The 26,697-nt window shown below is 64.8% G+C and carries 27 protein-coding genes; 21 read left to right on the top strand and 6 right to left on the bottom strand.

Translation table 11 applies throughout. From position 1 onward, the window contains the following. Positions 1-20 precede the first annotated feature (20 nt). From FFI97_RS00710 to FFI97_RS00640, 16 genes are all read left to right on the top strand, one after another. Positions 21-989: a Bug family tripartite tricarboxylate transporter substrate binding protein gene (locus FFI97_RS00710; protein WP_139702497.1), complete on the top strand. Its 969-nt coding sequence runs from the start codon at positions 21-23 to the stop codon at positions 987-989. After that, positions 989-2,206, top strand: coding sequence for a CaiB/BaiF CoA transferase family protein (locus tag FFI97_RS00705; RefSeq protein WP_139702496.1), 1,218 nt, complete (start codon positions 989-991; stop codon positions 2,204-2,206). Before FFI97_RS00710 ends, FFI97_RS00705 begins: the two co-directional genes overlap by 1 nt. Positions 2,207-2,416: 210 nt before the next feature. Continuing rightward, a complete protein-coding gene (locus tag FFI97_RS33525) occupies positions 2,417-2,563 on the top strand; it encodes a hypothetical protein (RefSeq protein WP_167395048.1) in 147 nt (48 codons plus the stop codon). A 16-nt stretch (positions 2,564-2,579) separates the two neighbouring features. Continuing rightward, positions 2,580-3,164 carry a prepilin peptidase gene (locus tag FFI97_RS00700; RefSeq protein ID WP_139702495.1) on the top strand — a complete coding sequence of 195 codons (585 nt, stop codon included), beginning with the start codon at positions 2,580-2,582 and terminating at the stop codon, positions 3,162-3,164. A 33-nt stretch (positions 3,165-3,197) separates the two neighbouring features. Beyond that, positions 3,198-4,037 (top strand): Flp pilus assembly protein CpaB, encoded by an 840-nt coding sequence (gene cpaB / locus FFI97_RS00695; RefSeq protein ID WP_139702494.1) that lies wholly within the window; start codon positions 3,198-3,200, stop codon positions 4,035-4,037. Positions 4,038-4,126: 89 nt separating this feature from the next. Then, a complete protein-coding gene (locus FFI97_RS00690; protein WP_260685014.1) occupies positions 4,127-5,596 on the top strand; it encodes a type II and III secretion system protein family protein in 1,470 nt (489 codons plus the stop codon). 11 nt (positions 5,597-5,607) lie between these two features. Beyond that, complete coding sequence (locus FFI97_RS00685; RefSeq protein WP_062474152.1) at positions 5,608-5,904, top strand: hypothetical protein; 297 nt, start codon at positions 5,608-5,610, stop codon at positions 5,902-5,904. A 124-nt stretch (positions 5,905-6,028) separates the two neighbouring features. Then, positions 6,029-6,244 (top strand): Flp family type IVb pilin, encoded by a 216-nt coding sequence (locus tag FFI97_RS00680; protein WP_139702492.1) that lies wholly within the window; start codon positions 6,029-6,031, stop codon positions 6,242-6,244. Positions 6,245-6,347: 103 nt separating this feature from the next. Then, on the top strand, positions 6,348-6,524 hold the full coding sequence (locus FFI97_RS00675) for a Flp family type IVb pilin (protein WP_139702491.1): 177 nt from the start codon (positions 6,348-6,350) through the stop codon (positions 6,522-6,524). Between the two features lie 46 nt (positions 6,525-6,570). Next, entirely contained in the window at positions 6,571-7,800 is a 1,230-nt protein-coding gene (locus tag FFI97_RS00670; protein ID WP_139702490.1) for a TadE/TadG family type IV pilus assembly protein, read from the top strand. An 8-nt stretch (positions 7,801-7,808) separates the two neighbouring features. Continuing rightward, positions 7,809-8,267 carry a TadE/TadG family type IV pilus assembly protein gene (locus FFI97_RS00665; RefSeq protein ID WP_139702489.1) on the top strand — a complete coding sequence of 153 codons (459 nt, stop codon included), beginning with the start codon at positions 7,809-7,811 and terminating at the stop codon, positions 8,265-8,267. Continuing rightward, a complete protein-coding gene (locus tag FFI97_RS00660) occupies positions 8,264-8,713 on the top strand; it encodes a TadE/TadG family type IV pilus assembly protein (RefSeq protein WP_062474161.1) in 450 nt (149 codons plus the stop codon). Before FFI97_RS00665 ends, FFI97_RS00660 begins: the two co-directional genes overlap by 4 nt. Before the next feature lie 19 nt (positions 8,714-8,732). Next, a complete protein-coding gene (locus FFI97_RS00655; RefSeq protein ID WP_260684862.1) occupies positions 8,733-9,890 on the top strand; it encodes an AAA family ATPase in 1,158 nt (385 codons plus the stop codon). A gap of 42 nt (positions 9,891-9,932) precedes the next feature. Beyond that, positions 9,933-11,303: a CpaF family protein gene (locus tag FFI97_RS00650; RefSeq protein WP_062474163.1), complete on the top strand. Its 1,371-nt coding sequence runs from the start codon at positions 9,933-9,935 to the stop codon at positions 11,301-11,303. A 9-nt stretch (positions 11,304-11,312) separates the two neighbouring features. Further along, on the top strand, positions 11,313-12,302 hold the full coding sequence (locus FFI97_RS00645) for a type II secretion system F family protein (RefSeq protein ID WP_139702488.1): 990 nt from the start codon (positions 11,313-11,315) through the stop codon (positions 12,300-12,302). A 12-nt stretch (positions 12,303-12,314) separates the two neighbouring features. Continuing rightward, positions 12,315-13,229, top strand: a complete 915-nt coding sequence (locus tag FFI97_RS00640) for a type II secretion system F family protein (protein WP_062474167.1) — start codon at positions 12,315-12,317, stop codon at positions 13,227-13,229. Positions 13,230-13,274: 45 nt separating this feature from the next. Here FFI97_RS00640 and FFI97_RS00635 read toward each other — a convergent pair whose 3' ends face one another. From FFI97_RS00635 to FFI97_RS33520, 6 genes are all read right to left on the bottom strand, one after another. Then, positions 13,275-13,970: a response regulator gene (locus tag FFI97_RS00635; RefSeq protein WP_070061157.1), complete on the bottom strand. Its 696-nt coding sequence runs from the start codon at positions 13,968-13,970 to the stop codon at positions 13,275-13,277. Between the two features lie 32 nt (positions 13,971-14,002). Then, on the bottom strand, positions 14,003-15,688 hold the full coding sequence (locus tag FFI97_RS00630; protein WP_139702487.1) for a sensor histidine kinase: 1,686 nt from the start codon (positions 15,686-15,688) through the stop codon (positions 14,003-14,005). 348 nt (positions 15,689-16,036) lie between these two features. Next, positions 16,037-17,188 (bottom strand): calcium:proton antiporter, encoded by a 1,152-nt coding sequence (locus FFI97_RS00625; protein WP_139702486.1) that lies wholly within the window; start codon positions 17,186-17,188, stop codon positions 16,037-16,039. An 8-nt stretch (positions 17,189-17,196) separates the two neighbouring features. Further along, on the bottom strand, positions 17,197-17,379 hold the full coding sequence (locus tag FFI97_RS00620) for a hypothetical protein (RefSeq protein ID WP_139702485.1): 183 nt from the start codon (positions 17,377-17,379) through the stop codon (positions 17,197-17,199). Then, a complete protein-coding gene (locus tag FFI97_RS00615) occupies positions 17,376-17,573 on the bottom strand; it encodes a hypothetical protein (RefSeq protein ID WP_139702484.1) in 198 nt (65 codons plus the stop codon). Before FFI97_RS00615 ends, FFI97_RS00620 begins: the two co-directional genes overlap by 4 nt. A gap of 135 nt (positions 17,574-17,708) precedes the next feature. Then, positions 17,709-17,864, bottom strand: coding sequence for a hypothetical protein (locus FFI97_RS33520; protein ID WP_157627350.1), 156 nt, complete (start codon positions 17,862-17,864; stop codon positions 17,709-17,711). 177 nt (positions 17,865-18,041) lie between these two features. Between FFI97_RS33520 and FFI97_RS33750 the strand changes: the two genes are divergently transcribed. From FFI97_RS33750 to FFI97_RS00595, 5 genes are all read left to right on the top strand, one after another. Next, entirely contained in the window at positions 18,042-18,266 is a 225-nt protein-coding gene (locus FFI97_RS33750; RefSeq protein WP_221937653.1) for a hypothetical protein, read from the top strand. Between the two features lie 290 nt (positions 18,267-18,556). Next, positions 18,557-21,076: a type VI secretion system Vgr family protein gene (locus tag FFI97_RS00610; RefSeq protein ID WP_139702483.1), complete on the top strand. Its 2,520-nt coding sequence runs from the start codon at positions 18,557-18,559 to the stop codon at positions 21,074-21,076. 29 nt (positions 21,077-21,105) lie between these two features. Continuing rightward, positions 21,106-22,188, top strand: a complete 1,083-nt coding sequence (locus tag FFI97_RS00605) for a DUF4123 domain-containing protein (RefSeq protein WP_139702482.1) — start codon at positions 21,106-21,108, stop codon at positions 22,186-22,188. A gap of 3 nt (positions 22,189-22,191) precedes the next feature. Then, complete coding sequence (locus FFI97_RS00600; protein ID WP_139702481.1) at positions 22,192-25,422, top strand: metallophosphoesterase; 3,231 nt, start codon at positions 22,192-22,194, stop codon at positions 25,420-25,422. Further along, a complete protein-coding gene (locus FFI97_RS00595) occupies positions 25,419-26,666 on the top strand; it encodes a pentapeptide repeat-containing protein (RefSeq protein WP_139702480.1) in 1,248 nt (415 codons plus the stop codon). The genes FFI97_RS00600 and FFI97_RS00595 overlap by 4 nt, the downstream gene beginning before the upstream one ends. The last annotated feature ends 31 nt before the right edge of the window (positions 26,667-26,697 follow it).

The following is a 26,697-nucleotide window of genomic DNA, read 5'->3' as shown; positions in this document are numbered from 1 at the left end:
AGAGAAACTGGAGACTGACGATGACGTCCTTGATCAAGAAAATTTCGCACGTGGCTGCCGGCCTTGCATTCGGCCTGGCCGGCTCGCTGGCCCTTGCCGCCTTCCCCGACCGCCCCGTGAAGCTGGTCGTGCCTTTCCCCGCCGGCGGCAGCACCGACCTGGTGGCGCGCGAGGTGGCGCTGGAGCTGGGCCATGCGCTGGGCCAGCCGGTCATCGTGGAGAACAAGCCCGGCGCCGGCAGCCTCATCGGTTCCGAGCTCGTGGCCAAGTCCGCGCCCGACGGCTACACGCTGCTCATGGCGGGCCTGACCAACATCTTTCTGCCCTACGTGCACAAGGGCCTCACCTGGAACCCGGTGGACGACTTCGTGCCCGTGGGCCTGGTGGCCGACCTGCCGAACGTCCTAGCGGTCAACGCGAAGACGCCGTACCAGAAGCTGCCCGAGCTCATTGCCGCCGACAAGGCCAAGCCCGGCCAACTCGCCTTTGGCTCCGCGGGCCCGAGCACGCCCTCGCACCTGGTGTGCGAAATGATCAACCACCAGGCCGGCATCAAGATGCAGCACGTGCCCTACAAGGGGAACGCGCCGGCGGTGAACGACCTGATCGCGGGCCACATCCCGGTGATGTGCAACAACCTCGGCGGCACGCTGCCCTACATGAGCAGCGGGCAGATCCGCATCCTGGCGCAGACCGGCCGCACGCGCTCGCCCTCGGCGCCCGACGTGCCCACCTTCGCCGAGCTGGGCCTGCAGGGCTTCGACAGCGGCCTGTGGGTGGGCATCGTCGCGCCCAAGGGCACGCCCGATGCGGTGACGCGTCCGCTGCGCGCGGCACTGGCCAAGGCCTTGCCCGCGGTGAAGGACAAGCTGGCCAAGCTGGGCGCGGCCGCGCTCGACCCGTTGCTGCCCGCCTACGGCCAGCGCATTGCCGCCGACCGCAAGCTGTGGGACCCCGTGCTCAAGCGCGTCGACCTGAAGGGCAACTGATGGGCCAGCCTGCCGACCACGCGCCCCTGCACGGGGTGCGCATTCTCGACATGGCGACCGTGCTCGCCGCGCCGTTCTCGGCCACGCTGTGCGGCGACATGGGCGCCGACGTCGTCAAGCTCGAGCTGCCGGGTGGCGGCGATCCGCTGCGCGGGCTCACGCCGGTGCACGAGGGCCACCCGCTGTTCTGGAAGACCGCGAACCGCGGCAAGAAGGGCATCTCGCTGGACGTGCGCAAGCCCGAGGGCCGCGCGCTGTTCCTGCGGCTCATCGCCGGCTTCGACGTGCTGGTGGAAAACTTCCGCACCGGCACGCTGGACGGCTGGGGCCTGGACATCGCCACGCTGCACACGGCCAACCCGCGCCTCATCGTGCTGCGCCTCACGGGTTTCGGCCAGACCGGCCCGTATGCGCGCCGGCCGGGCTTTGCGCGCATCTTCGAAGCGATGAGCGGGTTCACGCACCTGACCGGCGAGCCCGATGGTCCGCCGCAGCACATGAACTACCCGCTGGGCGATGTGGTGGCGGGCCTGTTCGGCGCTTTCGCCATCAGCACCGCGCTGGCCGAGCGCAATGCGTTGCCGCGCGATCGGCAGCGGGGCGCCGAGATCGACCTGTCGGCCACCGAGGCGATGTCGCGCCTGCTCGATCCGCTGGCGGCCGAGCACCGCATCGGCGGGGTCGTGCGCGAGCGCACGGGCTCGCGCGCCACCTACACCGCGCCGTCCAACGTGTTCCGCGCGCTCGACGGCGTGTGGTTCACGCTGGTGGGCACGGGTGGGCCGATCTTCGCGCGCATCTGCCGTGCCATCAACCGCGACGACCTGCTCACCGACGCACGCTTTGCCGACAACGCCGCGCGCATCCGCCACCTCGAGGCGCTGGACCGCATCATTGCCGACTGGTGCGGCAGTCTTCCATTCGCGGAACTGGCCGTGCGGCTGGACCGCGAAGACGTGCCCTACAGCAAGGTGTATTCGATCGCCGACCTGCGGGCCGATCCGCACATGCAGGCACGCGGTGCCTTCATCGACGTGCCCGACGAGCAGTTCGGCACCGTGCCCGCACCGGCGCCGGTGCCGCGCTTCGTGGGGCGCGAAGGCGTGCGCCCGGCCGCCACGGGGCCGCGCACGGGGCAGCACAACGCCGAGGTGTATGGCGAACTGGGCCTGGGCGAGGCGCAGCTCGAGGCACTGCGCGACGCGCAGGTGATCTGAAGCGCGCCTGCGCTTTCGCCTGCCCTGCGGGGTAGGCGTTTTGTCATGCCTGTCCCCGTGCCGTCGCGGGACACCTGACTCCCCCAGAAAAGGGCGCTCCGCTCATGTGCGAAGGCGGTGCGATTCCTACAGTCATCCCCATGCCGAACGCTTCTTCCCACACCGGGAAGGCCAGCGGTTTCGGCCGGCCACGACCACCGGGGACACCGCATGGAACCGCTCGAAGTTCTGCCGAGAACCGCCCTGAGCCTGCTGCGCGAAGACGCCGGCATGTCGTTCATGGAGGTTGCGCTGATCGGTGCGCTGGTGATGGTCGTGGCCATTTTGCTGGTGCTCGCCCTGCGGCGCAGTGCCTGAACACGGGGAGCCCGCCATGCAGGAATTCAACGCTGTTCTCGAACTGCTCGCGATGCTGGCGACCGACATCCGCATGCTGGCGCTCTTCGCGCTGCTCGGCGTGGCGGCTGTCAGCGACTGGCGCTCTTATCGGATTCCCAACTGGCTGACCTTCGGCGGCGCGTGCTTCGCCCTCATCTACGTCACGATGGCGGCACGCACGCCGGCGTCGGGCGCGGCGAGTGCATTCGGTGGCCTGGCCGTGGGCTTCGCCGCGATGCTGCCGTTCTATGCGCTCGGGATCATGGGCGCCGGCGACGTCAAGCTGATGGCGATGACCGGGGCCTTCCTCGGGCCCCAGCAGACGCTGATGGCCGTGCTCTTCACTTTCATCGCGGGCGGCGTCGCGGCGCTGGCCTTCGCGATCCATCGCCGCCGCCTGGTCCACATGCTTGGCAACGTCAAGGCCACAGCGCAGGGCATGGTCATTTCCACCATCGCAGGCATGCGGCCCGACGGGCGCCTGCAGGCGGGCCAGTCCGTGGGCAAGTTGCCCTACGGCGTCTGCATCGCGGCGGGCACGGTGGTCCAAGTGCTGGCGCACCAGCTGGGCTTTGTCTAGCTCCTACATGTTTCACCCCTGGCGGAGGTTCGTATGAAGAACATCAAGGCGATCGGGCTGATCTTTCTGGCCCTGCTGTTCGGGCTGGCGGCCGCGGTCTACGCGACCGGCTGGATCTCCCGACAAAGTGGCATCGCGTCCAACAAGGTCGTGGTGGCCGCCGTCGACATCGACCTGGGCAGCCGCGTCAATGCGCAGATGCTGTCCACGGTCGACTGGCCCAGCGGCTCGGTGCCGAACGGCTCCTTCAGCGACATCAAGGCGCTGAACGACCGCGTGGTGAAGGTCGGCGTGCTGCGCGGCGAGGCGCTCATGGAGGGCAAGCTGGCGCCGGTGGGCACGCAGGGCGGGCTGTCGGCAGTGATCGCCAGCGGCAAGCGGGCCATGACGGTGCGCGTCAATGACGTCGTCGGCGTGGCGGGCTTCGCGCTGCCGGGCAACTACGTCGACGTGATGGTCAACGCCCAACAGGACAAAGGGCGCGGCGAAGACGCGCTGCAGATCAGCAAGACCGTGCTCGAGAAGGTGCTGGTGCTGGCGGTGGCCCAGGAGGCCAACCGCGACGACACCAAGCCGAAGGTCGTGAGCGCGGTGACGCTCGAGCTCTCGCTCGAAGACTCCGAGAAGCTCGACCTGGCGCGCAGCGTGGGCACCCTGTCGCTCGTGCTGCGCAACCAGATGGACAAGACCACGGTCGCCACCCTGGGCATCACCAAGGGGCAGCTGTTCGGCGAGAAGAAGGACATCGTGCCGGTCTCCACCGCGGCGGCTCCGGATCGCCCGCGGGTGCGGCTGGCAGGTCCCGCCACGCCGCGAGCCACCGAATGCGTGGAGGTGATCCAGAGCGCCGCCCGTTCGGTCACCTGTTTCTGATCGTCCATCAGGAGGAACACCAAGTGCGCCCACTCACAACAACCATCGCCCGTCTGCTGGCGACCCTCGCGACAGTGGCGACCCCCGCCATGGCCGCGGAGGTCGTGGCAGCCGCCCCGGCCACGGCCGTCGCCATGCCTGCGCCTGCTGCAACCGCTGCAGCAGCAACTGTTGCGGCAGCACCCGCAGCCCCGGCCAGCCGGCGCTGTACTGCCATCATCCCGGACTCCGAGCCGACCTATGCCGTGCTCGGCAAGTCGGTGGTCATTCCGTTGAAGGCGCGCGTGGTGCGCATCGTGTTCGGCGGACAGCCGCAGGGCCGGGCGACCGCGCCAGCAGCACCGGCGCAGCCCGGAGCAGCGATGCCGGCGCCCAATGCGAACGTGGGCGACGGCGTAGCTGACATCGAGGTCACGCTGCTGAGTCCGACCGACCTGTTCTTCCGCGGCCGCCAGGCCGGCTCGATGAACGTGGTGCTGCAAAGTGCCGACGGCACCTGCTACATCAAGGATGTGGTCGTTACCGTCGACCCCGGGGCGCTGCAGTCCAAGCTGGCGGAACTGATGCCGGAAGAGAGCCGCATCCGAGTGCGCAGCGCGGAAAAATCCATTGTGCTCACCGGCGAGATCAGCGACGCGCTCAAGCTCGATGACGTGATGAGTCTGGCCTCGGCCTACGGCGCCGACGGCAAGAAGGTGGTGAACCTGCTGCGTGTCACTGCGCCACAGCAGGTCATGCTCGAAGTGAAGATCGCCGAGATCAGCAAGAACTTGCTGGACCGCCTTGGCGCACGCGTCGGGCTGGCCCGCTCCGGTAACGGTGGTCTCAACAGCTATTCGCTGATCTCCAATTTCCTGAGCGGCGGTGGCGGCCTGATCGAGGCGTTGAGGATCGGTCGCACGTCGATCTCCATCGACGGCCAGAAGGACGACGGCCTGGTGCGCATCCTGGCGGAGCCCAACATCATGGCCATCAGCGGCCAGCAGGCGAGCTTCCTGTCGGGCGGCAAGATCTTCATTCCGGTGGCGCAGAGCTCCTCCAGCGGCAATGGCACGAACATCACGCTGGAAGAAAAGGAGTTCGGCATCGGGGTCAAGTTCACCCCGACCGTGCTCAACGGCGGCCGCGTCAATCTCAAGATGGTCTCGGAGGTGTCGGACCTGTCGCAAACCGGCTCGCCTTTCACCACCATCGGCGGCGTGACCGCCGTGCTGCCATCGCTCACGGTGCGCCGTGCCGACACCACCGTGCAACTCAACGACGGGCAGAGCTTCGTCATCGCAGGGCTCATCAAGAGCAACGTCACGGAGTCCATCAAGCGCTATCCCGGATTGGGCGAAGTGCCGGTGATGGGGGCGTTGTTCCGCAGCACGGAGTTCCAGAACGACCAGACCGAGCTGATGTTCGTGATCACGCCCCGCCTGGTCCGGCCGCTGGCCGAGTCGCCTCGCCTGCCGACCGACAACCACGTCGTTCCCAGCCGTGCGGAGGTTTATCTGAACGGCAGCCTCGAAAGCGCCACCCCGGCACCGGCCGCACCGGCCACCAATACCCAGTGAGGAGCATCACCATGTTCATCAAGTCGACGACTCTCGCATTGACGCTGCTCCTGGGCACCGGATGCTCCCACGTCACTCCCAACTACGACGCGCGCTTCGGCGACGCGGTGCGCGACGCGAAAAGGAAGATGACGATCAATCCCGATGCCGGCAAGGACGGCAATCCGGTGGCGGGCATGGACGGCCGGGCGGCACGGGAGTCGATGGTGCAGTACCAGAAGTCCTACAAGGCGCCGCCGCCGGCGGTGAACGTCATCAACATCGGTGGCGGGATTGGTGGTGGAGATAACGGCGGCGGGGGTCGTTAGGCGGCCCTCGAACGATTCTTGAATTCGATCAGAAAGGAGTTGCCACGCAAAGATAGAAGTCAATCAACCCAAGAACCAACGCAAGATTTTTCTGTTTTCTTACTGCAATTCAAAGGTGAAAAAAATGAACCAACTTTTTGTCCGTGCCGGCAACTTCATGTCCTCGTTCGTCAAGGAAGAGGATGGTGCTCAAGTGATCGAGTACGCGCTCATCATCGCAGTCGTGTCGATCGCCCTGGTCATTGCACTGCAGGGCCTGACCACCGGAGGTTATTTCACAACCTTCATTAACCGCGTGGCCGCTTGCCTCCAGGGCAACATGGCCGTCTGCAACCCTTAAGCCCGGCAATCGCATCTATTGGAACGATGGCTATGGCGGTGGCGGTGGCGGGGCCGGCTTGTCCGTTGCCCGCCGCCGCCCAGTACAAAGCGAGGTACTCATCATGTTCAAGTCATTCTTGCGGGATGAGAGCGGCGCCCAAGTGATGGAGTACGCGCTGGTCATTGCCGTGATCTCGATCCTGCTGGCCATCGCGTTGCGGCCATTGGTGACGGACACCGACCTCAGCAATGTTGTCGATCTCGTCCGCACCTGCCTTGGCGGCGTGACATGTGGCTGAAGCACAGAGATTTTTCGAACCGCCACCCACACTCAGGAAGCCGATCATGAAAGCCCACACTTCCGGCCACAGCCAAGGCGGCGCGGTAATCGTCACCGTCGCTCTGGTCCTGCTGTTCCTCCTCGGGTTCATGGGCATCGCACTGGACTTCGGTCGCCTCTTCATCGTGAAAACGGAGCTGCAAACCGCCATGGACAGCTGTGCCCTGTCTGCCGCGCAGGAACTCGACGGCGCCAGCGATGCGTTGACGCGTGCCACCAGCGCAGGAAAGACCGCGGCCGATCTCAACAAGATCAATTTTCAGGGTGGGGCGACCGGCATCGCCCAGACCGATATCGTGTTCAGCGACTCGCTTATCGGCACCTACAGCCATACCTTTACGCCCGTAGCGAATGCCAGGTACGCCAAGTGCCTGCATACGAAGTCGGGCATCGCGCCTTGGATCCTCAATGCCCTTGGCGCGTTCAGCGGAAGTGCTACTTATGGGGCATCGCACAGCGTGGCCGCAGTCGCCGTTGCCACCAGGGCTCCGTCCCAGTCCAACTGCCTCATTCCAGTCGGTATCTGCCAAAAATCCACCGCCCCCGGCTGGGGGTTCACGCGGGGGGAATGGGTCGAGGGCGTGACCAATGACAACGACGATGTGGAGTCCGGTCAGTTTCACTGGGTGGATTTCACCGGCAGCGGCGGCGGGGCGCGCGAGATCAAGGATCTCCTGACCAGCAGCGGGCAATGCGGTCTTCCCGGTATGGATACAAACATCGGCAAGGCGGGCAAGACCAATGGAGCGGTTGCCGCGTGGAATACCCGCTTCGGCATCTATCAGGGCAGCCTCAACGCCGCGACTGCCGTTCCCGATCAGACCGGGTACGCCTGGTATGCCGACAGCGCTGCCGCCGTGAAGCCAGGCAGGTATGACGACCCCGGCTCGAACGGATTTGCTGCCAAGCGCAATTCATTCGCGCCTTACGAAGGGGACAACAAGAACCCCGACACCAAGAACCTCAAGACTCAGGGAAATTTCAATGCCACCGACTACACCAAGGGTGCCAATCGACGTGTGGTCACGACTGCGGTGGTCGACTGCCCGTCGATCACGCTCAAGGGTTTCGGCTGCATGCTGATGCTGCATCCGCTGGAAAAGAATGCGAGCGGAAAGAAGTCGAAGATGTGGCTCGAGTTCATTGGCGATGCGACGCTCGCCGGCAGTCCATGCGCCACTGCGGGTTTGGCCGGCGGCACAAACGGACCCCGGGTCCCGACGCTCGTTCAGTAGGAGCTGGCATGAAAAAGAAACAGAACGGCGTGGCTCTGGTCGAATTCGCCCTGATTCTTCCCTTGCTGCTCATCCTGACGTTCATCACGACCGAATTCGGGCGGGCGCTGTACCAGTACAACACCATCGCGAAATCGCTGCGCGACGCCTCTCGCTATCTGTCCGCCCAGGACCCGTCGATCGCAACCACGGATCCCTCCAAGATCACGACTGCCAGGAACCTGGTGGTCTATGGCAACCCGACCGGTGGCGGCTCGCCATTGGTCCTGGGCCTCGACACTTCTCACGTCCCCACCCCGACCTGGCAATTCAAGGGCAGTGGCCCGGCCATCAATACCGTGACCATCAAGGTCACGGGATACAAGTTCCGCCCGCTCCTCACCGGCGCGTTCGGGCTTGGTTTTGGTGATGCGAACGGAGAAATTCCCTTCGGGGATATCAGCGCCACCATGCGAGGTCAATCATGAATCGAACAAGACAGATGGGTGCGACCGCGGTGGAGTTCGCGCTGGTCCTGATGTTCTTCCTGACCTTCCTGCTGGGCATCATGGATTTCGTGCGCATGTTGTGGACGTGGAATGCAGCCGCCGAAGCGACGCGCTGGGGTGCTCGTGCGGCCGTCGTGTGCGACCGAAACGCCACGGTCGTACTTTCCAACATGCAGAAATTCCTGCCCCAGTTGACGGCAGCCAATGTCAGTGTCGACTGGTACGACGCGGCAGGCAGCATCAGCGCGACCTGTACTTCCGCCAATTGCAGCGGCGTGAACGTCCGCATCGTCGATCTCGACTACCAATGGATTTCGCCCATCGGATTCGGAACTCGTTCTCCGATCCCGATGCCGGGTTTTTCCACCTACCTGCCGCGCGAAATCATGGGGCAGGACCCGAACAGCAACGCCGTCTGCTCCTAGCAACACACCGGACACGACCATGACCATGAAGATCGCCATCGTTTCCCCCAATCCGAACCACCTGCAGGACATGCGCAAGGTGCTGGAGCCGCGCGGCCATGCCGTGTCGCTCTTCGAAGGCGGCAAGAGCCGGATGCAGGCGGTCGTCGACAAGGTCGCACCCGACCTGCTGCTGGTCGACGGCATGTGCTGCGACCCGCAGGAGCTCTCGCTGGTGGAGGCCCTGACGCTTCGGCATCCGGCGGTGGCGGTGGTGCTGCTGTGCGCGATGCAGACGCCCGAGTTCCTGATCCACGCGATGCGCGCAGGCGTGCGCGAGGTGCTGCCGTCGCCCGCCGACACCGCCGCGCTCGAGGCCACCGTCGATCGCATTGCGCTCAAGATGGCCGGCTCGCAGGCGCGCAGCCCCGGGCGGGTGGTGGCGTTCATGCCGTGCAAGGGCGGCAGCGGCGCGACCTTTCTCGCGACCAACATCGCGCACCAGCTGTCGCGCGAGCGCTCGGTGCTGCTGATCGACCTGAACCTGCAGTTCGGCGATGCGCTGTCGTATGTGAGCGACCTGCGCCCGACCGCGACGATGGCCGACGTGGCGCGCGACATCGGGCGCCTCGATGCCTCGCTGCTCGCAGCGAGCGTGGTGCGCGTGTCGCCCAGCTACAGCATCCTGCCTGCGCCCGAGGACCTGGCGCGCGCGATGGACGTCAAGGCCGAGCACATCGACGCCATCCTGCAGGTGGCGCTCGCACAGTACGACTTCGTGATCTTCGACCTCGGCCCGCGCATCGACACGCTCACGCTGCGCGTGCTCGACCGCGCGGAGCGCATCTTTCCCGTGATGCAGACCAGCCTGCCGCACATCCGCAACGTGACGCGCCTGATGCAGGTGTTCAAGTCGCTCGGCTACGCCGCCGGCAAGGTCGAGCTGCTGGTGAACCGCAGCACCGGCGGCGGCGAGATCGGGTTGTCGGACATGCGCCGGTCGCTGCCCGGCGCGACGTTCACGACGGTGCCGGACGGCGGCAAGGATGTCGACGCCTCCATCAACCGCGGCGTGCCGCTGGCGGAGATGTCGCGCGGCAGCGCGCTCGCCAAGCGCCTCGACGAGATTGCCCACACCCTCAGCCCGCGGCCGGAAACGACGCCCGGCTTCATGGGGCGGCTGTTCCGCCGTGCCTGAGACAGGGCGGATTCCCATCAATACCCAGGCGGAGGTGCCAACATGTCATTCAGGGAACAACTCAATGCGATCGACAGCGATGCCAGCGCGCGGCCGGCGGGGCCGGTCGTCGAGCTGACCGCGTCGCCTTTCGCCTCGGACACCTACAAGCTGCTGAAGGAGCGCATGCACCTGAAGCTGCTGGACCGCTTCGACCTGGCGGCGCTCGAAACCCTCCAGCCCGACGCGCTGCGGCAGGAAATCTCGACCATGGTCGGGCGGCTGCTGCAGGAAGAGCCCGAGGCGCTCAACGACATCGAGCGGCGCACGCTGATCCGCGACATCCAGCACGAGATGCTGGGCTTCGGGCCCATCGAGCTGCTGATGGCCGACCCGACCGTGTCGGACATCCTGGTCAACTCGCCCACCAGCATCTACGTGGAGCGGCGGGGCCGGCTGGAGCTGACCAACGTGAGCTTCACCGACGAGAAGCACCTGCTGCGCATCATCGACAAGATCGTCTCGCTGGTGGGGCGGCGCATCGACGAGTCCAGCCCCATGGTCGATGCGCGGCTGCCCGACGGTTCGCGGGTCAACGCCGTCATTGCGCCGGTGGCGCTGGACGGGCCGATGATGTCGATCCGCCGTTTCGCGAAGATACCGCTGCGCATGAACAACCTCGTGAACGATCTCAAGTCGCTCACGCCGCCGATGGCGCAGATGCTCGAAGGCCTGGCGCAAGCCAAGGTCAACATGCTGATCTCGGGCGGCACCGGGGCAGGGAAGACCACGCTGCTGAACATTCTCTCGGGCTTCATTCCGGAGTCCGAGCGCATCATCACCATCGAGGATGCGGCCGAGCTCCAGCTGCAGCAGCCGCACGTCGCGCGCATGGAGACGCGGCCGACGAACATCGAAGGCAAGGGCGAGATCACGCAGCGCGCGCTGGTGCGCAATGCGCTGCGCATGCGGCCCGACCGCATCGTGATCGGCGAGGTGCGCGGCGCCGAGGCGGTCGACATGCTGCAGGCGATGAACACCGGCCACGAAGGCTCGCTCACCACCATCCACGCCAACACGCCGCGCGATGCGCTGGCCCGGCTGGAAAACATGATCGGCATGGCCAACCTGAACCTGCCCCACCGCACCGTGCGCCAGCAGATCGCCTCGGCGATCACGGTGGTCGTCCAGGTGCTGCGGCTGATCGACGGGCGGCGCAAGGTCACCAGCATCCAGGAGATCACCGGCATGGAGGGCGAGATCGTCACCATGCAGGAGATCTTCACCTTCCATCAGACGGGCATGAGCCCCGACGGCCAGGTGCGCGGCCATTTCCATGCGACCGGCGTGCGGCCGAAGTTCATGGAGCGGCTGCACGCGTACGGCGTGGAGCTGCCCGACAGCATCTTCGATCCCGAAAAGCACTACGAATAGGAGCGCGCCATGTTCGACAACCTGGGGGGGAACACGCTGGTCACGGTCACGGTGCTGGTCTTCGTGACCGCGCTGCTCATGATCGAGGGGCTCTACCTGCTGTGGCGGTCTTACAAGGGGCCCGGCGCGCGCAAGATCGAAAAGCGCTTGCAGGCGATGTCCGCCGCGGTCGACCGCACGCCGCAGGCCCATCTCGCCAAGGAACGCATGCTCAGCGACATGCCGTGGATGCAGCGCCAGTTGCTGGCGCTGCCGCGGGCGCACCGGCTGGACCGCTTCATCCTGCAGGCGGGGCTGGACTGGACGGTGTCGAGCTTTCTGCTGGCCTGCGGTGCACTCGGTGCGTTCGCGTTCTTCGCCGTGTGGCTGGCGCACCAGCCCGTGTGGCTGGCGCTGCTGGCCGGGGCCGTGGCCGCGCTGCTTCCCATCCTGTACCTGCAGCATCAGCGCAGCCGCCGGCTGGATCGCCTCGAAAAGCAGCTGCCGGACGCGCTGGACCTCGTGACGCGCGCGCTGCGCGCGGGCCACTCCTTTGCCAGCGGCGTGCAGATGATCGGCGAGGAAATGCCCGACCCGATCGCCAGCGAGTTCCGCCTGGTGGCCGACGAGGTAAATTTCGGCGTCTCGCTGCAGCAGGCGCTGACCAACCTCAGCGAGCGCGTGCCGCTCACCGACCTGCGCTACTTCGTGGTGTCGGTGCTGATCCAGCGCGATTCGGGCGGCAACCTGACCGAGGTGCTGGGCAACCTGAGCCAGCTCATCCGCGCGCGCTTCAAGCTGCTCGCGCGGGTGCGGGTGCTGTCGTCGGAAGGGCGGCTGTCGGCCTGGATCCTGGGCATCATGCCGTTCGCCCTGGCGGCACTCATGAACATCTTCAATCCCGAGTTCATGTCGCCGCTGTGGACCGACCCGATCGGCCAGACGGTGCTGCGCTACATGCTGGTGCTGATGCTCGTGGGCATCGTGCTGCTGCGCAAGATCGTGAAGATTCACGTCTGAAGGAGAAGCGTCATGGCCATGTTGTTCCCCATCCTGGTTTTTCTGTCCGTGTCGCTGACGGTCATCGGCCTGGCGGTGTGGTTCTCCCCGTCGCGCACCGCGCAGCGGCTGCAGGCGGTGGCGATGCCGTCCGGCAAGTCGGCCTGGACCGAGACCGCCGTCAAGCTCGTCGGGCCGTTCGCGCAGCTGTCGTCGCCGACCGGCGACGCCGACCTGTCGCCGATGCGCGTGCGCTTTCTCAATGCCGGCATCCGCCACCCGGATGCGTACCTCATCTACTTCGGCCTGAAGACGCTGCTGCCGCTGGGCTTCGCGGCCGTCGCGTTCCTCATGCTGCGCGCGGCGGGTTCGGCGGGCGGCATGACGATGCTGCTGTGGCTGGCGCTGGCGGCGCTGGCCGGCTGCTACCTGCCCAACGCGCTGCTGTACCTTCGCATCCGCACGCGGCGCCGCGAGATCTTCGAAAACTTTCCCGACGCCGCCGACCTCATGCTGGTGTGCGTGGAGGCGGGGCTCGGGCTGGACGCCGGGCTGGCCAAGGTCACGGAGGAAATCCAGATCAAGAGCCGGGCGCTCGCACAGGAACTGCACTGGACCAACCTGGAAATGCGCGCCGGCGGCACACGCGAGAAGTCGCTGCGCAACCTGGCGCTGCGCACGGGCGTGGAAGAAATAGGCACCTTCGCCACCATGCTGACCCAGGCGGACCGCTTCGGCACCAGCATCGGAGAGTCGCTGCGCGTGTTTTCGGACGACCTGCGTCACAAGCGCCAGGTGCGCGCCGAGGAGCTGGCGGCGAAGGTGCCGACCAAGATGCTGCTGCCGCTGGTGCTGTGCATCTTCCCGTGCATCTCGCTCGTGATCCTCACGCCGGCGGCGATCCGCGTGATCCGGATGATCGGGCCGATGCTGACCGGGCATCAGTGAGGAGCCGACCGGGCCGGAAGGCCGGCTGGGCGCCGCTGCGGCGGATCAGGACGCCAGCGCGTCGAGCTGGTGCTTGATCGCGTAGATGTACAGCTCGAGCCGGTTCGTGACGCCCAGCTTCTGGTAGATCGCGCACAGGTGGTTGCGCAGCGTGTGCTCGGTGACGAAGGCACGCTCGGCGAGCGCCTTGTTGGAGGCGCCGCATCCGGTCGCGACGATGCGGATGATCTCGCGCTCCTTGTGCGTCAGCGTGGCCTGGCGCGCCGTGTCGGGGTCGGCCTTCGGCGGCTTCCTGGCCGACGTGAGTTCGGAGAAGACGCGGCCCATGGTCTGCGCGTCGACGCACAGCTCGCCACGGAACACGCGCTCGATGGCGTCGAGCAGCTGCTGCGCCGAGGCGTCCTTGCCCACCACGCCGCGCGCGCCGCGCAGTATGGCCAGGTCGAGCGTGCGCTGTTCTTTCTCGGCCGTCAGCACCATCACGCGCGACACCTCGTTGGTCAGCAGCCGGGGCAGGATGTCCAGCGCGCTGTGGCCGTCCAGGTCGAGGTCGAGCACGATGACATCGGGCGCGAGGCTTTGCGCCGTGGCCACCGCCTCGTCGCAACAGCTGGCCGTGCCGACCACCTTCATGCGCGGCTGTTCGCCGTCGATCAGCTTCGACAGGCCCCACAGCATGGTCTTGTGGTCGTCCACGAGCAGCACGGCAATGGGATGGTCGGGATGGTCGAGGGTTTGCATGACGGACTCCTTCCTGTGTCTGCGGCGGGCGGTCAGATCGGGATTTCGATCCGTACCGCCGTGCCGCCGTTTGCGCATCGGTCGACATGCGCCTGGCCGCCCAGGGCCGCGGCGCGCTCGGTGAGGGAGCGGGGGTGGAAGGCGGTGAAGCTTTCCTGGCAGGCGTCGTTCTCGATGCACAACGCCAGCTGGCCGTTCTTGTAGTCGATGCGCACGCTGCCGTGGCGCGCATGGGTGTGCTTGCAGATGTTGTTCAGCCCTTCGCTGACCATCTGCAGCAGCTCCGCGGTCACGCGGTCGTCCAGGTGCAGCGGGCCGTCGATGGCCATCACGATGTCGATGTCGATGCCGTACAGGCCCTTGATCCGCGCGGCCTGGCGCTCCAGGTGGGGCCGCACGAGCCCGCCGGGATCGTTCGTGCCGTGCCTGACTTCGCCGGCGTAGCGGCGCAGGTCGGCGATCACGCCGTCGGCCACGTCCGCGAGCTTGTCCAGGTCTTCGCGCAGCGGGTTGTCGGCGGCGGCCCGCTTGCGCAGCGCGCACAGGCCCATGCGCAGGCCGATGTAAGGCTGGATGGCCGTGTCGTGCAGGTTGAGCGCGATCTTCAGGCGCTCCGTCGACGCGGCTTCCGAGGCCATGCGGTCGAGCACCTCGATGGTCTCGATGACCGGGAAGATCTGTTCCATCAGGTGGGCAAGAAACAGCGCGTCGGACTTGCCCAGCCGCCCGTCGCGCGACGAGATGAACACCCGGCCTTCGCCCAGGCGCATCGGCAGCGGCGCGCTGATGAAGGCCCGCGCCTCCAGCAGGGCGGCGATGGTGGTGCAGTGCGCCGCGCCGGCTTCGTCGGCGCTGCGCCAGGCGGTCGTGCCGGCTTCGAAGACACGGTGCTGCGCGCGCAGGTGGTTCAGCGGCCAGGGCAGGCGGCTGCTCAGCACGACGCTGTCGGGCGCCAGGGCCATGAGCGGCGATTCCGCGAGGCGGCCGATGGTCTCGATGCTCACCTGCTCGCAGGTGTCGTCCTCGCGCAGCGTGCGCAGCAGCCAGGTGCCGGTGGCGAGGTCGCGCGTCAGCAGGATGCAATGGCTGGCCCGGAAGAAGGCCAGCGTGCGCTCCATCGTGCGGGCGATGGTGCGCCCGGCGCCGAAGCGCGGGTTCGACAGCTGGCTCACGTCGCCCAGCAGCGCCAGGCGCCGTTGCAGCGCCAGCTTGGAGCCGCCCCAGTACACGATCATGTGCCCGAGCGCGAGCAGGAAGGCGGTGCGCATCAGCAGCTGCGACGTGTCGCCCGTGCACGTGGCCAGCCCGCAGGCGGTGAACGAGGCGACCGAGGCGATCGTCACGCGGGCGCCTTCCTCGAAGCCCCAGCGGAACGAGGAGGTGAGGATGGCGAAGAAGTAGAAAAGGAAGAACAGGCTGTGGGTGCCGTCGGTCACCGCCACGATCAGCGTGAACCACAGCACGTCGGACCAGTGGATGGTCCGGCCCTGGAAGTAAGGCCGGCCCACCGCCGTGCAGACGTGGATCAGCAGGCTGTGAAGGATGTAACCGAGGAAGGCCAGCCAGACCGTGGCGGGAACCTGGTTGTGGCTATCGGCGGCGTCTACCGTGATCGCCAGCAGGGCCGAGATCGACAGCACGAGGCGCATGCGTCCCACCATGAGCGCATCCGCCGCCAGGCTGGCGTCGATGCTGGGGGCGGAGCCGCGCACTCGCATGGGGATGCATCCTGTGCATGGACCATGTCAGGCACCGCGAGAGATCGCGGTACGGACGGAAGCGCTTGGCAGTGACAGTTTGGAATACATTTTTCTTGCCAGAGACCACAACGTGTGACGAGTTCACATTACTACTTTGGTGTTCAGATGCAATTGAAATCTTGTTCCATTAACATTTGGTAACTATATTTGCATTAGATTTCATGCGGATAAATGGGCCACTGCACGAGGGTGGCGAGAGGTCATGGCGCCGGCAGGGGAGGCCCCGGAGAGGGTGAGGTACCTCAACGGGGGCGTCCGCCCGCCTTGGCAAAGGCGCAGGCCGCGGTGTAACCCGGTTGCGCGGCCTCAGGGCAGGAACAGCAGCATCCCGTACACCGCAAACAGCATCAGGTGCATGAGCCCCTGGATCGGCGAGGTGCGCTGCCCGTTGAAGCTCAGCAGGCTCAGCACCGCCGTCACCGCGAACAGCAGGGTTTCGGCGCCCGAGATGCCCATGAGCACCTGCTTGCCCGTGACCAGCCCGATGACCAGCACGGCCGGCACCGTGAGCCCGACGGTGGAGACGAAGGCGCCCAGGCACAGGTTGATGGCGCGCTGCATCTCGTTGTTCATCGCGGCGCGCACGGCGGTGATTGACTCGGGCGTGAACACGATGATGGCGATGAGCACGCCGCCCACGGCCGCGGGCGCGCCGGCGGCGGCAATGCCGTAGTCGGTGACCACCGCAAGGTAGTGCGCGAGCAGCACGATGGGCAGGATCATCGCGAGCAACAGCAGCGAGCGAACGACCACGGCGCGCTTGTCCAGGGCTTCGTGACGGGCCTGCACCGCAGGCGAGGGCGAGGTCGCCCGCACCGACATCCGCCCCGGCGCCGGCTGGATGAAGAAGCGCTGGTGGCTGCGCATCTGCATCCAGAGAAACGCGCCGTACAGCACGGCGGTGAGCACCGACATGCCGATCGCCTGCACCGGCGTGAACTCGCCCGCGCCCGAGGTGTGGTTGGGCAGCACCAGCGCCGTGCCGGTCAGCAGCACGATCATCGACAGGTAGGCGCCCGCGCCCTGTGCGTTGTACTCCTGGTCGCAGTGGCGTGCCGCGCCCGCGATCAGGCAGATGCCGATGACGAGGTTCAGGATGATCATCATCACGGCGAAGATCGAGTCGCGCCCGATGGTCGGAAACTCGCCCGGGCCCAGCAGCACCGAGGCGATGAGGATCACCTCGATCGACACGATCGAGAGCGTCAGGATCAGCGTGCCATACGGTTCGCCCAGCTGGTGCGCCAGGTGGTCCGCCTCGCGCACCACGCCGAACGAGGCGGCCAGGATGGTGACGAACAGTGCCAGGAAGACGCAGCCGGCCACCACGGGGCTGATCGGCGCGGCCAGCCAGCGGTCGCCGAAAGCCACGAAGAGCCCGACCACGAGCCAGGCGGCGGCGATCAGGGCCCAGGTGGCGGGCGGGACGAGGCGGGCGGGGGAAGGTGTTGTTGTCATGGGCGTTGTCACTCCGACATCAAGAGGGAAGCCAGGGCCACCAGGCCACTGCCAGCGAGGCTCAGCCCGCTGGCGGCCCACAGGGCTTTCACGTCGCGTAGCTCACAGCCTTCGCGGCGCGCATGCCAGGCGGCGTAGGCCAGGGCCCCCGCCATGGTCAGCGCGGGCCAGTGCAGATCAAGACCGTTCATCGCGCGGCTCCCGATGCGGCGCGTGCGCGAGGGCATTCGGCGCGGTACGACAGCCGGGTCGCGCCCGTGCGCACGTGCAGGCGCACGGCGCCGAGCGTCAGCCGGAAGGCATCCGGCACGGTGGCACGAGAAAGACGGAAACGGGAGAAGAAACGTTGCGCGGCGAGGCGCCAGGAAGGGAGCAGTGCGGCCATGTCGAAACTTCGCGAGAAGTCAGGAAAGGGCCGTCCCTTGCAAGGTGAAGGTGCAAGACCGAGGTCGTCCTCGGCCCGGTTCGCACAGGGCGCGCGAACGAAAAAATGATAGCAGGGAAATCGGGGTCGACGCCCTCAGCCCCCGCGTGCGCGCACCTGGGCCGCATGCAGGAGGCGGGCGCTGTCCACCTTCTGCTTGGACAGGAGCCGCATCTTGCTGCAACTCGAGCAGCGGTACAGGCGCAGCCAGGGCAGCAGGCGCATCCACCCTCTGCGCGGCTGGCGGTCCATGTCCTGAAGGTGGCAGGGGCAGGCGGAAACCGAATGAGTCGACGACATTTGTCAGAGTGACCATGCTGTCCAGATCCCACCCTGACCAAGCTCTGCGGCTCTTCGGCTACTGGGAATTGAAAGTATTCATTCTTACGACAAATGTAAACAAGCACACTCACCTGTTCTGGGTATTCGGTGGCCTTCCCCCGCGTGCTTGCCGGCGCGCCACTGGCAGCAGTTCGCATTGCAAAACGCGTTGAAAGTGTGGAGCGCCCCCTTGCGCAACACGTTCTCGTGCGCATCGAGGTCGTGTACAGCTGTCGCTACCAACACGCCCCGCTTTTACAAATTCGGCGAATTAGAAAGTTTGAACTTTTGGCTCAATTTATTTTTCACTCCCATGAATTGCCACCGGTTTGATCTCACACCTTAACAAGGCGTCATTTAAATCGGAGGCAGCCCGTTGCTCGATTGGAAAACGAATGGATTACTCTCAGTTCTCCTGTGAAAACTCCTCTGGCACGTGTGAGAAAATAGAGATCAAATAGAAAGAAAATTAACCTTCACATGATCAGGTAGGGAGCGTGCCTGATGTATTTGGATGCAATTGCGAAAGGCGGTGATTGCGCGCCTTTCTTGAAAACAAGAATCAAAGGGGGAGTCCGCGTGAACCACATCGTGGCGAGATTGTTCTTGCACGGTCGCATCCGATGAGCGACCCGTCGAGCCCTCATCTCGCGGAGCTTGTCGCAGACCGGCAGCACGACCGGCTGCTGCGACTGTCGTTCCCCCAGGGCGGGGAGCCCGCAGGTGGCGACCTCGTGGTCAACACACTCTCTGCGTCCGAAGGCCTGTCGCGCGACTTCGATTTCACGGTCGGGCTCCTGAGCAGCAATGCCGATCTGGCACTCAAGGATCTGCAGGGCAAGATGCTTTGCATCGAGCTGGTGCGCCCCGACGGAACGCTTCGCTATTTCACCGGCATCGTCTTCGAGTTCCGGCTCGTGCGCACGGACGGCAACCTGGCCTTCTATGAAGCCAGGCTCGGCCCGTGGTTGAAGTACCTGCGGCTGCGCGCGAACAATCGCCTCTTCCATCGCCAGACGCTGCGCGCGCAGACCGAGGCCATCTTCGGCGACTACGGCGTGCTGCCCCAATGGGAGTGGCTCGTTCGCGGCGACGACGCACCTCACACGATGGCCATGCAGGGCGGCGGGGCTGGTGGTGAGACCGACCATAACTACCTGCACCGGCGCTGGGAGGCGGCGGGCTACAGCTACTGGTACGAGCATTCGGCCGAGGGTCACACCCTGCATGTATGCGACGACAGCACGCTTGCCAAGGCCGTGGACGGTTCGGTGCCGGAGATCCGGTTCCAGGACGAAGGTGGCGCGCAAGAAGAGGATGGCATCGGTCAGTGGAGTGCGGTGCGCGAGCTGGTCTCGGCGCAAGCGGCCGTCAGCGCCTTCGACTTCAAGAACGCGCGTCCGCAGCATGCCTCTATGCCCAGTAACAACCAGCAGGGGGATGTGCCTCACCTGGAGGTGCATGAGTACGGTGGCGCGCGTCACTTCAAGACGTCGCTCGAAGGCGAAGGTGTGGCACGTCGGCGCATCGGCGAGATCGAGGCGAAGGCCAAGCGCTTCGAGGCGCAGGGCAACAATCGATTCGTGCTGCCCGGGCGCTGGTTCCGGCTGACCGACCACTTCGGACGCACGCAAGGCGAAAGCTCTGAAAGCGAATTCCTCGTCCTTTCGGTGGAGCATCGCGCGAGCAACAACTACCTGCAGGAGCCCGCCACCGCGGAGGGCAAACCCAAGGGGTCGCGGGCCGAGTACAGGAACAGTTTCGTCTGCAGCCGCCGCTTCGTCCCGTGGCGCCCTGGTCGCGGCTTCCACAGCGTGGAGCAGCGCGTCATGGCGCCACAGACGGCGACCGTGGTGGGGCCGTCTGCCGAGGGCAGCATCCACACCGACGAGTACGGCCGTATCCGGGTGCAATTTCACTGGGACCGCGAAGGCCAGAGCGACGAGCGCAGCTCCGCGTGGGTGCGTGTGATGAGCCTGTGGGCCGGCGGCGAGACCGGGGCGGTCTCCACGCCCCGCGTCGGCTCGGAAGTCATCGTGCAATGCCTGGACGGCAACCCCGATCACCCGATCGTCATGGGGGTGGTCTACAACGCGCAGCGCATGCCGCCGTGGAAGCTGCCCGAGCAAAAGGCCCTCACGGGTCTCAGAAGCCGTGAACTCGCGGGCGCCAGCGGCAACGAGGCCGGCGGCAAGAGCAACCACCTGCTGCTGGACGACACCGAAGGAAAGATCCAGGCGCAACTCAAGAGCGACCATGACAGCAGCTCTCTGAGCCTGGGGCACATCACGCGCATCGAAGACAACGCAGGACGCAAGGACGCCCGGGGCCAGGGCTTCGAGCTGCGCACGGACGGCCACGGCGCCATCCGGGCCCAGGACGGGCTCCTGATCAGCACCGAGGCGCGTGCCAACGCGCAGGCTCACATCACCGACATGGGCGAGACGGTGCAGCGCCTGACCCAGGGACGGGAGCTGCACGAGGGCTTGAGCGAAGCGGCGCAACAGGCCAAGGCACACGAGGCCGGCGACCAGGACGAAGTGACCCAAAGCCTGAAGGCGCAGAACGATGCGATCAAGGGCTCGGGCAGCGGCAACAAGGCCGAGGGCGAGTTCCCCGAACTCAACGAGCCGCATGTGGTGTTGGCCAGTCCTGTGGGAATCGAGGCCACCACGGGTGGTTCGATTCATCTGGTGAGCACCGAGCACCATGCGATCACCAGCGGGGCGCACACCAGCATTGCGGCGGGCAAGAGCTTGCTGGTCAGTGCCAAGGACGCGGTGCGCATCGCAGCCTTCGAGAAAGGCATGCGGCTCATCGCCGCCAATTCCGACATCGACATCCAGGCCCTGAAGGACAACATCAACATCCTGGCCAAACTGGACGTCAAGGCCGAAGCCAACAAGATCACGATCACGGCCAAGGAAGAAGTGATCATCAACGGCGGTGCCAGCTACACCCATTGGAACGGAGGAGGCATCGAGAACGGCACCACGGGCATCTGGCGCGAGCACGCGGCTTCCCACATCACGACGGGCCCTAAGAACCTGCCGGTGCCGGAGATGCGTTTACCTCAAGCCGTGTGCAAAGAGTGCATGGCAAAGGCTGCAGCGCGCGCTGCCGCAGTGGCACCTCGACAGTGACCGTGTCAGCGTATCCAACCCAACAAGCGATGCCGGTCGACGGCGGTCTGCAGCCGCACGAGCTCGTGGTGTTCAACAAGGAAGTCGCGCAGACACTGGTGCATGACATGGGGGTGCTGCTGGCCTGCAGTGCGAGCATGCCGCGCTATGCGTTGGTCGAACTCGGCCAGTGCGAGATGGCCGATCGCGGGGCCATTGCCCTCGGTGTCCAAACGCATGGGCTGGAGGTGGAGCGCTTGTTCGAAGGCACGCCCGAATCCGAACTGGCCGATCAGGGGCCGTGGTTGATCCGGTTTCCGGCACAGCCTGCGGGCACTCTGCTGGAGACGCTGGCCCTGCATGCAGGCGTTCATCATGCGTTGAGCATGGTGGCCTCACCCCTCGCTTTGGGCGATCTGGCGAGCCACATGAGAAGCTGGCTGGAGGGCCTGATTCCGCCGGACCCGATGATCGAGGGCGATGAACCCTGCGGTGCGGTGCTGCGCTGGTTCGACCCACGCATCGGGCTGGACATGCCCGGCTGCTGGCCTGCAGCGGATCGCCAGCAATTCATGCAGGCATTTCGTTGGTGGGCCGCCTGGCGTGCCGATTTCTCACCGCGCTTGATGCAGGGGCCCAGTTTCAACAGGGCAGCCCCGCGCGCCGAGCCGCTGCCGCTTGACCAGACGCTGCTGCTGGCACTCGACCAACTCAACACGGCAGAAACCATGCTCGCTTCCGTGCGTGAAAACGACATCGAGCCCGGTGAACTCGATCACATGGCGCCGGCGTTGCAACACCGCCTGGCGCATCAGTTGCGTGACGATGCCCGGCGTCTTGGCTTGGAGGACTGGGCCGATCAATACATGTTGCTGGCCATGGGGTTGCGCCTGCACCCCGACATTGCCGATGCACAGGCACTGCAACCCATCCTTGCCGCGGCGGCAACCGGCGAGCGGGGCCTCGGTGCCGCCATCGCGGACATCGACAACGCGGTGTGGCAAGACCTGGTCGAAGAGGCGCCGCAGGTGCTTGCGCTGCATTCGCACGCACTGCTCGAACCCCTGCGCCAACGACGTCTCGCTGCCGTATCCGCACACCCCTTTCACATCCCGCGCACCGAAGTTCGCTGAATCATGGCCACCGTTCCCAACCTCGGCAGCAGCGCTGCCAACGCGCAATCCGCCAAGAACCGCATCCCGGGCGTTTGTGATTGCAGTGACCCGGTCGACAAATCGGCGCTCATCCTTTATCCGAGCCTGGGAACGCCGTTGCTGCTCAAAGAAGGGCAGACCAAGTGCAGCATCTTCATCGTCGGCGAGTCGAGCTTGAAGGCGGCCTCGGGTGCAGGCGCTGCCATCCCCGCACCTGCGCCCAACCTGCATGTCTTCGTCGACCGTCATCTGAGGCTCTACTCCATCAAGGAAAAGGGCACCCAGACCGACACGACCACCGGCACGCTGTTTGGCGATGGCAACACCTGCGCAACGGCCCCGCAGCACATCAACGCCTGGCGCGTCGGTCGCTTCGGAGCAGGGGTACTGATCAAGGATCGCCACGGACGGCCCTTTGCCACTATCGCGTCGATGGCGGCACAGGTCTACAAGGATCTGCAAGGCGGCGACATCTACGAGATCGAGATCGATCTGAAGGCCGCGCCGTTCCAGGGCATCAATTCGGGCGACTTCATGAGCTTTGCCTGGATGGTCAAACTCAACGACGCCGGCAAGCAACTCCTGCCCAACGCCACGCACGCCGAGCCGCAGGACCTGATGATTGCCAAGTTCCTGCGCGAGCAATCCACCAAGGACCCTTTCCACTTCGCGAACCTCCACGAATTCGACCTGTCCAAGGGCGCCCGCACCACGGCCAACCAGTTGCCGCCGCAAAAAACCGGTGCAGGCGAACGCCTGCAAAGCTGGCACCCCGTGAAGTACATGCCCGCGCGTCCTTTGAAGCTGGGCCACCTGTCCGACGTGCATGTAAATGTTCGCCATACCGCGATGGGCAAGAGCATGGCCCAGGTGCTCGAAGGCGATGTGGCCGATGTGAAATGGAACACACCAGTCGGCACCAAGGTGTGCAACAGCTTCGATGCGCTGCGCGCCTTGTTCGAGAAGATGGCTTTGGGTGGTGACAAGATCGAGAAGGCCGACGCGGTGCTGCTTACCGGCGACCTGATCGATTTCAACCGCAACCTCAACCCGGCGCAGGTCGCTGCGGGAAAAGCAACGGGCAACAAGGCCATCGGCGAGCAATGGAAGAGCTTCAACCTGCTGGCGAACATCGATGACCCGAGCAACGGCAAGAGGCTGTACCCGCGCGGGCTGGACGACATGCTCGTGTTCAGCCTGGTGCGTGAGATGTACCGCAAGCACAGCCTGCCCGTCTTCATGACCAGCGGCAACCATGAGGCGTACCAGGTGCCCTACGGCATCAGTGCACGGGTGGAAGAAGGAAGTTGGGGCTATCAACTCGGATCTCTGGAAGTCAAGGCCGATCCCGAAAACCTCGCCGTAGTGGCTGGTCGCGGCGCCAGTGCCACAGCGGAAGTTGTCGCAGGCGTGGCCGGCGGCCTCAAGGCGAGCTTTTTCGGCGGGATCGGTGAAGCGCTGGAGAATCTCACGCGAAGACCGAAAGTCGGAGAGAAGCCGGAAGGCCTGGTCTCCCGGCTGACGGGGGGGAAGGCGGCACTCCAGAAACACCTGGAGAACAAGGAGGCCGCCAGCAAGTGGGTTCGAGGAAAAGCCAACGAAGGCATGAGCCGTGATCACAACATGACCATCTACGAGGCATGTCTGGCTTATGGTCCTACGTATGGCCAAGTGCTCAGCGGCTTCAACTTCAACACTGGGCAGTTCGATTGGTTCTATGCCCTTTTCACCCCTCTGGCCGACTGTGTGATCGCGTATGGCGCTGGCAGCGACGATGCAAGCGGCAGCAGCACCGTGCAGACGATTGCGGCATTGGGCTGGGGTGACAAGGAAAACTATCTGAACGCCTACGACGCCATCGATGGCAAAGGCGGGGGCGTGGATCGGCAAGGCACCGGTATTTTGCCCAGGGCGGTGGAGTCGTTCAGCAACGACCAACTCACTCTGCTGAAACAGGCAGCAAGCTACAAGGGGGCGAGCAAATCCACACTGACGGTTGCCAGCCATTTCACCATCGTCAGCTTTGATGAACCCGAGCCCTTCAGCAATGTCGAGAAGGCCAAGGATCGGTGCAAATTTGTGCCCTATAACGGCTCGACTGGAATGAATATGCGAGGCGCGTTCAACCAAGTCAATGTCGGCACTTGCGAGCGCAATCAGGCCACTTATCTGGAGCACTACGTCAACGTGGGGGGGCGTCGCGGCAGGGGCCCTGGTGCGGACTGGCATCTTTCGGGCCACAGCCACCGCTCGGGCGTGTACAAGGTGCGATGGCATCAGGACTACTCCAGTGCCGCTGGCAGGCAGTGGGTGCAAGTGCACAGTGCCAAGGACCCCGGCATCCACAAGGCCCAGATGGTGCCGCCGGATACCGAAGCAGCCCTGATCGTCAGCAGTTGCGGTGGTCCGATCGGCTACCAGAACCTGGACGGCGAGCTCAGCGCATGGACAGGGCGGCCCCCTGCGGGCACCTTGCTCGAGCCGGCCACGGGCAAGATCAGCCAAGTCAGTACTCGCCGCTGCCGCATCGAGGATGGACAGGCGTACAACGAGAAGCCTCGCCTGTGCGTGGCGCTGGACTATCTGCATGTGATGAACGGCTTGCCGGAGAAGGGCAACATCCACACGCCGCTCGAGTTTGGCGACATCTCGCCTTTCGCCCCGGGCAATACGCAGATCCCGCTTCGATTGAGTCGGCAGATGAAAAAGCTCAACTGCATCAAAAGCTTGACGCTGTGGGTGTTTGAGGGGGGAGGTCTCGATGAAGCCGATAAGCCTAAGCCAAACAAATGGCATCGCGTCGGCACCGAGCTGGACAAACCAGGCTCCCCCAGCAGTGTGACGATCAGCAGCGAAGGGATGGCGGCACTCGCAAAAGCCTTCGCAACAGGTGTGGTGGGCAGGCAGGCCAACTCGACATTCCGACGCATTCAGTCAGCCTTTTGCGAGGTGGGTCTTCAAAGGCCTGGCCCTACGGATGCTGGCGAAGACTGGGCCCTGCACATGCAATGCACCGATCCATGGGTTTTTCCGATCAGTGCGGTGAGCCTGAACGCAGGGGGAACAATGTCCAATCTTGTGCGTTTCGGCGGAGAGAAGGGGGAGGTGCCGGATTGGAAGTGGCTGGCCAAGACGTTCGAAGCCAACGGCTACATCAGCCCCGAGGCTGCTATCGCTGGCAAAGCCTCCGCCCCAGGAAAAACCAGGTCATGACCCGCAGGCGATTCCTCAAACTTGGCGCCGCGATGGCGGGCGCTGTTCTGTACGGATGTGAAATGAACGGCAAGAAGAACATCAAGGACTTCGGCAGGACCTTCGACTATCTGAGCGATCCGGTGCTTCGTAAGAAGGACCTGGGCGATGCGCAACTTGTGGTGGAGGGCGCCGAGTTCAGCGGTGTCAAGTTTCAGGGCCAGGAGTGGCGAAACATCAAGTTTGTCAACTGCGATTTCGTGGGTGCCTACGACATCAAGCAGGCGCTGATTGCGCAATCGAGCTTCGAAGGATGCAAGTTCGCAGGCATTTTCAATCTGGGCGTTTTGAAGCAAGTGCGGTTCGTGCGCTGCCTGATCAGCGGCACCAGCCATGTGGTCGGCGATACGGGCAGCCTGGACGTGACGTTCGAGCAATGCGAGCAGATCGGAAAAGATCCCGAGCCCAACCATTGGGGCAGCTTCGGTAGCTACGGTGAAGTCGCATTCATCAAATGCAAGGCCAAGTGGACGAACGTGACGGGCGAGACCAAACACTTGATTCGCGACTGCGACTTCGAGAGTGTCGATTGCAGCGTCAGCAAAGACGGCGGCGGATCGGCAGTGTTGATCGAGAACTCACGTCTTCTCGGGGGCTTTGACATGCGGCCGGCCACGCTGCTGTCCCTCACCATCCGAGACACCACCATCGAAGGCACCTTCGACATGACAAACGCGACGGTCAAGGGTGACATCCTGATGGAGCGAGTGACTGCCGGTGTGATCAAAGCCGGGATCAAGGAAGGTGCTCGTTCGTTTACCTTGCGAGACAGTCAAATCAAGGGTGATGGCCAGCGCGTATGCAACATCTATGCGGGTGCGTTCCAGCATGTGTTGATGGAGAACGTGGTCTTTGGCCGTGCAGAAGGTCAGCCCGTGGGGGTCGGAGGAGGTTACGAACCAGATGACAAGAAGCCGCAGCCGGTGCTTACGCAAAGTCTGATCCTCAAGAATGTCAAGGCTCCCTCTTGGCGTTCAGCGCGGCTGAATGCAGCCTTGGTCCGTGTGGAGCGCAGCGAGTTTCTCGAGAGCAACTTCAAAGAAGGTCGCATCAATACGCTTGAGCTTGTCGACGTCACCGTAGGTTCCAGCATCGATTTCACCGGCACTCAAGTCGGAGAGTTCAAGCAAAGCGGGACCACCGACCTCAAGAGGCTAGGGCGGGGCTTGAAGCTGGAAGGCTCCAACATCAAGCTGCCACGTTGAGGCGTGAGAGGGCTGCGGATGTCCGATCAAT

This window comes from Variovorax sp. KBS0712 (assembly GCF_006323185.2).
Classification (GTDB): Bacteria; Pseudomonadota; Gammaproteobacteria; order Burkholderiales; family Burkholderiaceae_C; genus Variovorax; species Variovorax boronicumulans.
Note: the sequence above shows the minus strand (reverse complement) of the source record. Positions and strands in the feature narration are given on the sequence as shown.

Bases quoted from the DNA above. Each gene is read 5' to 3' on its own strand.
- FFI97_RS00675 (WP_139702491.1), top strand. From the start codon at position 6,348: ATGTTCAAGTCATTCTTGCGGGATGAGAGCGGCGCCCAAGTGATGGAG.
- FFI97_RS33520 (WP_157627350.1), bottom strand. From the start codon at position 17,864: ATGGACCGCCAGCCGCGCAGAGGGTGGATGCGCCTGCTGCCCTGGCTG.
- FFI97_RS00700 (WP_139702495.1), top strand. From the start codon at position 2,580: ATGCAGGAATTCAACGCTGTTCTCGAACTGCTCGCGATGCTGGCGACC.
- FFI97_RS00705 (WP_139702496.1), top strand. From the start codon at position 989: ATGGGCCAGCCTGCCGACCACGCGCCCCTGCACGGGGTGCGCATTCTC.
- FFI97_RS00685 (WP_062474152.1), top strand. From the start codon at position 5,608: ATGTTCATCAAGTCGACGACTCTCGCATTGACGCTGCTCCTGGGCACC.
- FFI97_RS00670 (WP_139702490.1), top strand. From the start codon at position 6,571: ATGAAAGCCCACACTTCCGGCCACAGCCAAGGCGGCGCGGTAATCGTC.
- FFI97_RS00680 (WP_139702492.1), top strand. From the start codon at position 6,029: ATGAACCAACTTTTTGTCCGTGCCGGCAACTTCATGTCCTCGTTCGTC.
- FFI97_RS00640 (WP_062474167.1), top strand. From the start codon at position 12,315: ATGGCCATGTTGTTCCCCATCCTGGTTTTTCTGTCCGTGTCGCTGACG.
- FFI97_RS00600 (WP_139702481.1), top strand. From the start codon at position 22,192: ATGGCCACCGTTCCCAACCTCGGCAGCAGCGCTGCCAACGCGCAATCC.
- FFI97_RS00615 (WP_139702484.1), bottom strand. From the start codon at position 17,573: ATGGCCGCACTGCTCCCTTCCTGGCGCCTCGCCGCGCAACGTTTCTTC.
- FFI97_RS00625 (WP_139702486.1), bottom strand. From the start codon at position 17,188: ATGACAACAACACCTTCCCCCGCCCGCCTCGTCCCGCCCGCCACCTGG.
- cpaB (WP_139702494.1), top strand. From the start codon at position 3,198: ATGAAGAACATCAAGGCGATCGGGCTGATCTTTCTGGCCCTGCTGTTC.
- FFI97_RS00645 (WP_139702488.1), top strand. From the start codon at position 11,313: ATGTTCGACAACCTGGGGGGGAACACGCTGGTCACGGTCACGGTGCTG.
- FFI97_RS00665 (WP_139702489.1), top strand. From the start codon at position 7,809: ATGAAAAAGAAACAGAACGGCGTGGCTCTGGTCGAATTCGCCCTGATT.
- FFI97_RS00610 (WP_139702483.1), top strand. From the start codon at position 18,557: ATGAGCGACCCGTCGAGCCCTCATCTCGCGGAGCTTGTCGCAGACCGG.
- FFI97_RS00605 (WP_139702482.1), top strand. From the start codon at position 21,106: ATGCCGGTCGACGGCGGTCTGCAGCCGCACGAGCTCGTGGTGTTCAAC.
- FFI97_RS00660 (WP_062474161.1), top strand. From the start codon at position 8,264: ATGAATCGAACAAGACAGATGGGTGCGACCGCGGTGGAGTTCGCGCTG.
- FFI97_RS00620 (WP_139702485.1), bottom strand. From the start codon at position 17,379: ATGAACGGTCTTGATCTGCACTGGCCCGCGCTGACCATGGCGGGGGCC.
- FFI97_RS00710 (WP_139702497.1), top strand. From the start codon at position 21: ATGACGTCCTTGATCAAGAAAATTTCGCACGTGGCTGCCGGCCTTGCA.
- FFI97_RS00690 (WP_260685014.1), top strand. From the start codon at position 4,127: ATGGCCGCGGAGGTCGTGGCAGCCGCCCCGGCCACGGCCGTCGCCATG.
- FFI97_RS00630 (WP_139702487.1), bottom strand. From the start codon at position 15,688: ATGCGAGTGCGCGGCTCCGCCCCCAGCATCGACGCCAGCCTGGCGGCG.
- FFI97_RS00635 (WP_070061157.1), bottom strand. From the start codon at position 13,970: ATGCAAACCCTCGACCATCCCGACCATCCCATTGCCGTGCTGCTCGTG.
- FFI97_RS00655 (WP_260684862.1), top strand. From the start codon at position 8,733: ATGACCATGAAGATCGCCATCGTTTCCCCCAATCCGAACCACCTGCAG.
- FFI97_RS00595 (WP_139702480.1), top strand. From the start codon at position 25,419: ATGACCCGCAGGCGATTCCTCAAACTTGGCGCCGCGATGGCGGGCGCT.
- FFI97_RS00650 (WP_062474163.1), top strand. From the start codon at position 9,933: ATGTCATTCAGGGAACAACTCAATGCGATCGACAGCGATGCCAGCGCG.
- FFI97_RS33525 (WP_167395048.1), top strand. From the start codon at position 2,417: ATGGAACCGCTCGAAGTTCTGCCGAGAACCGCCCTGAGCCTGCTGCGC.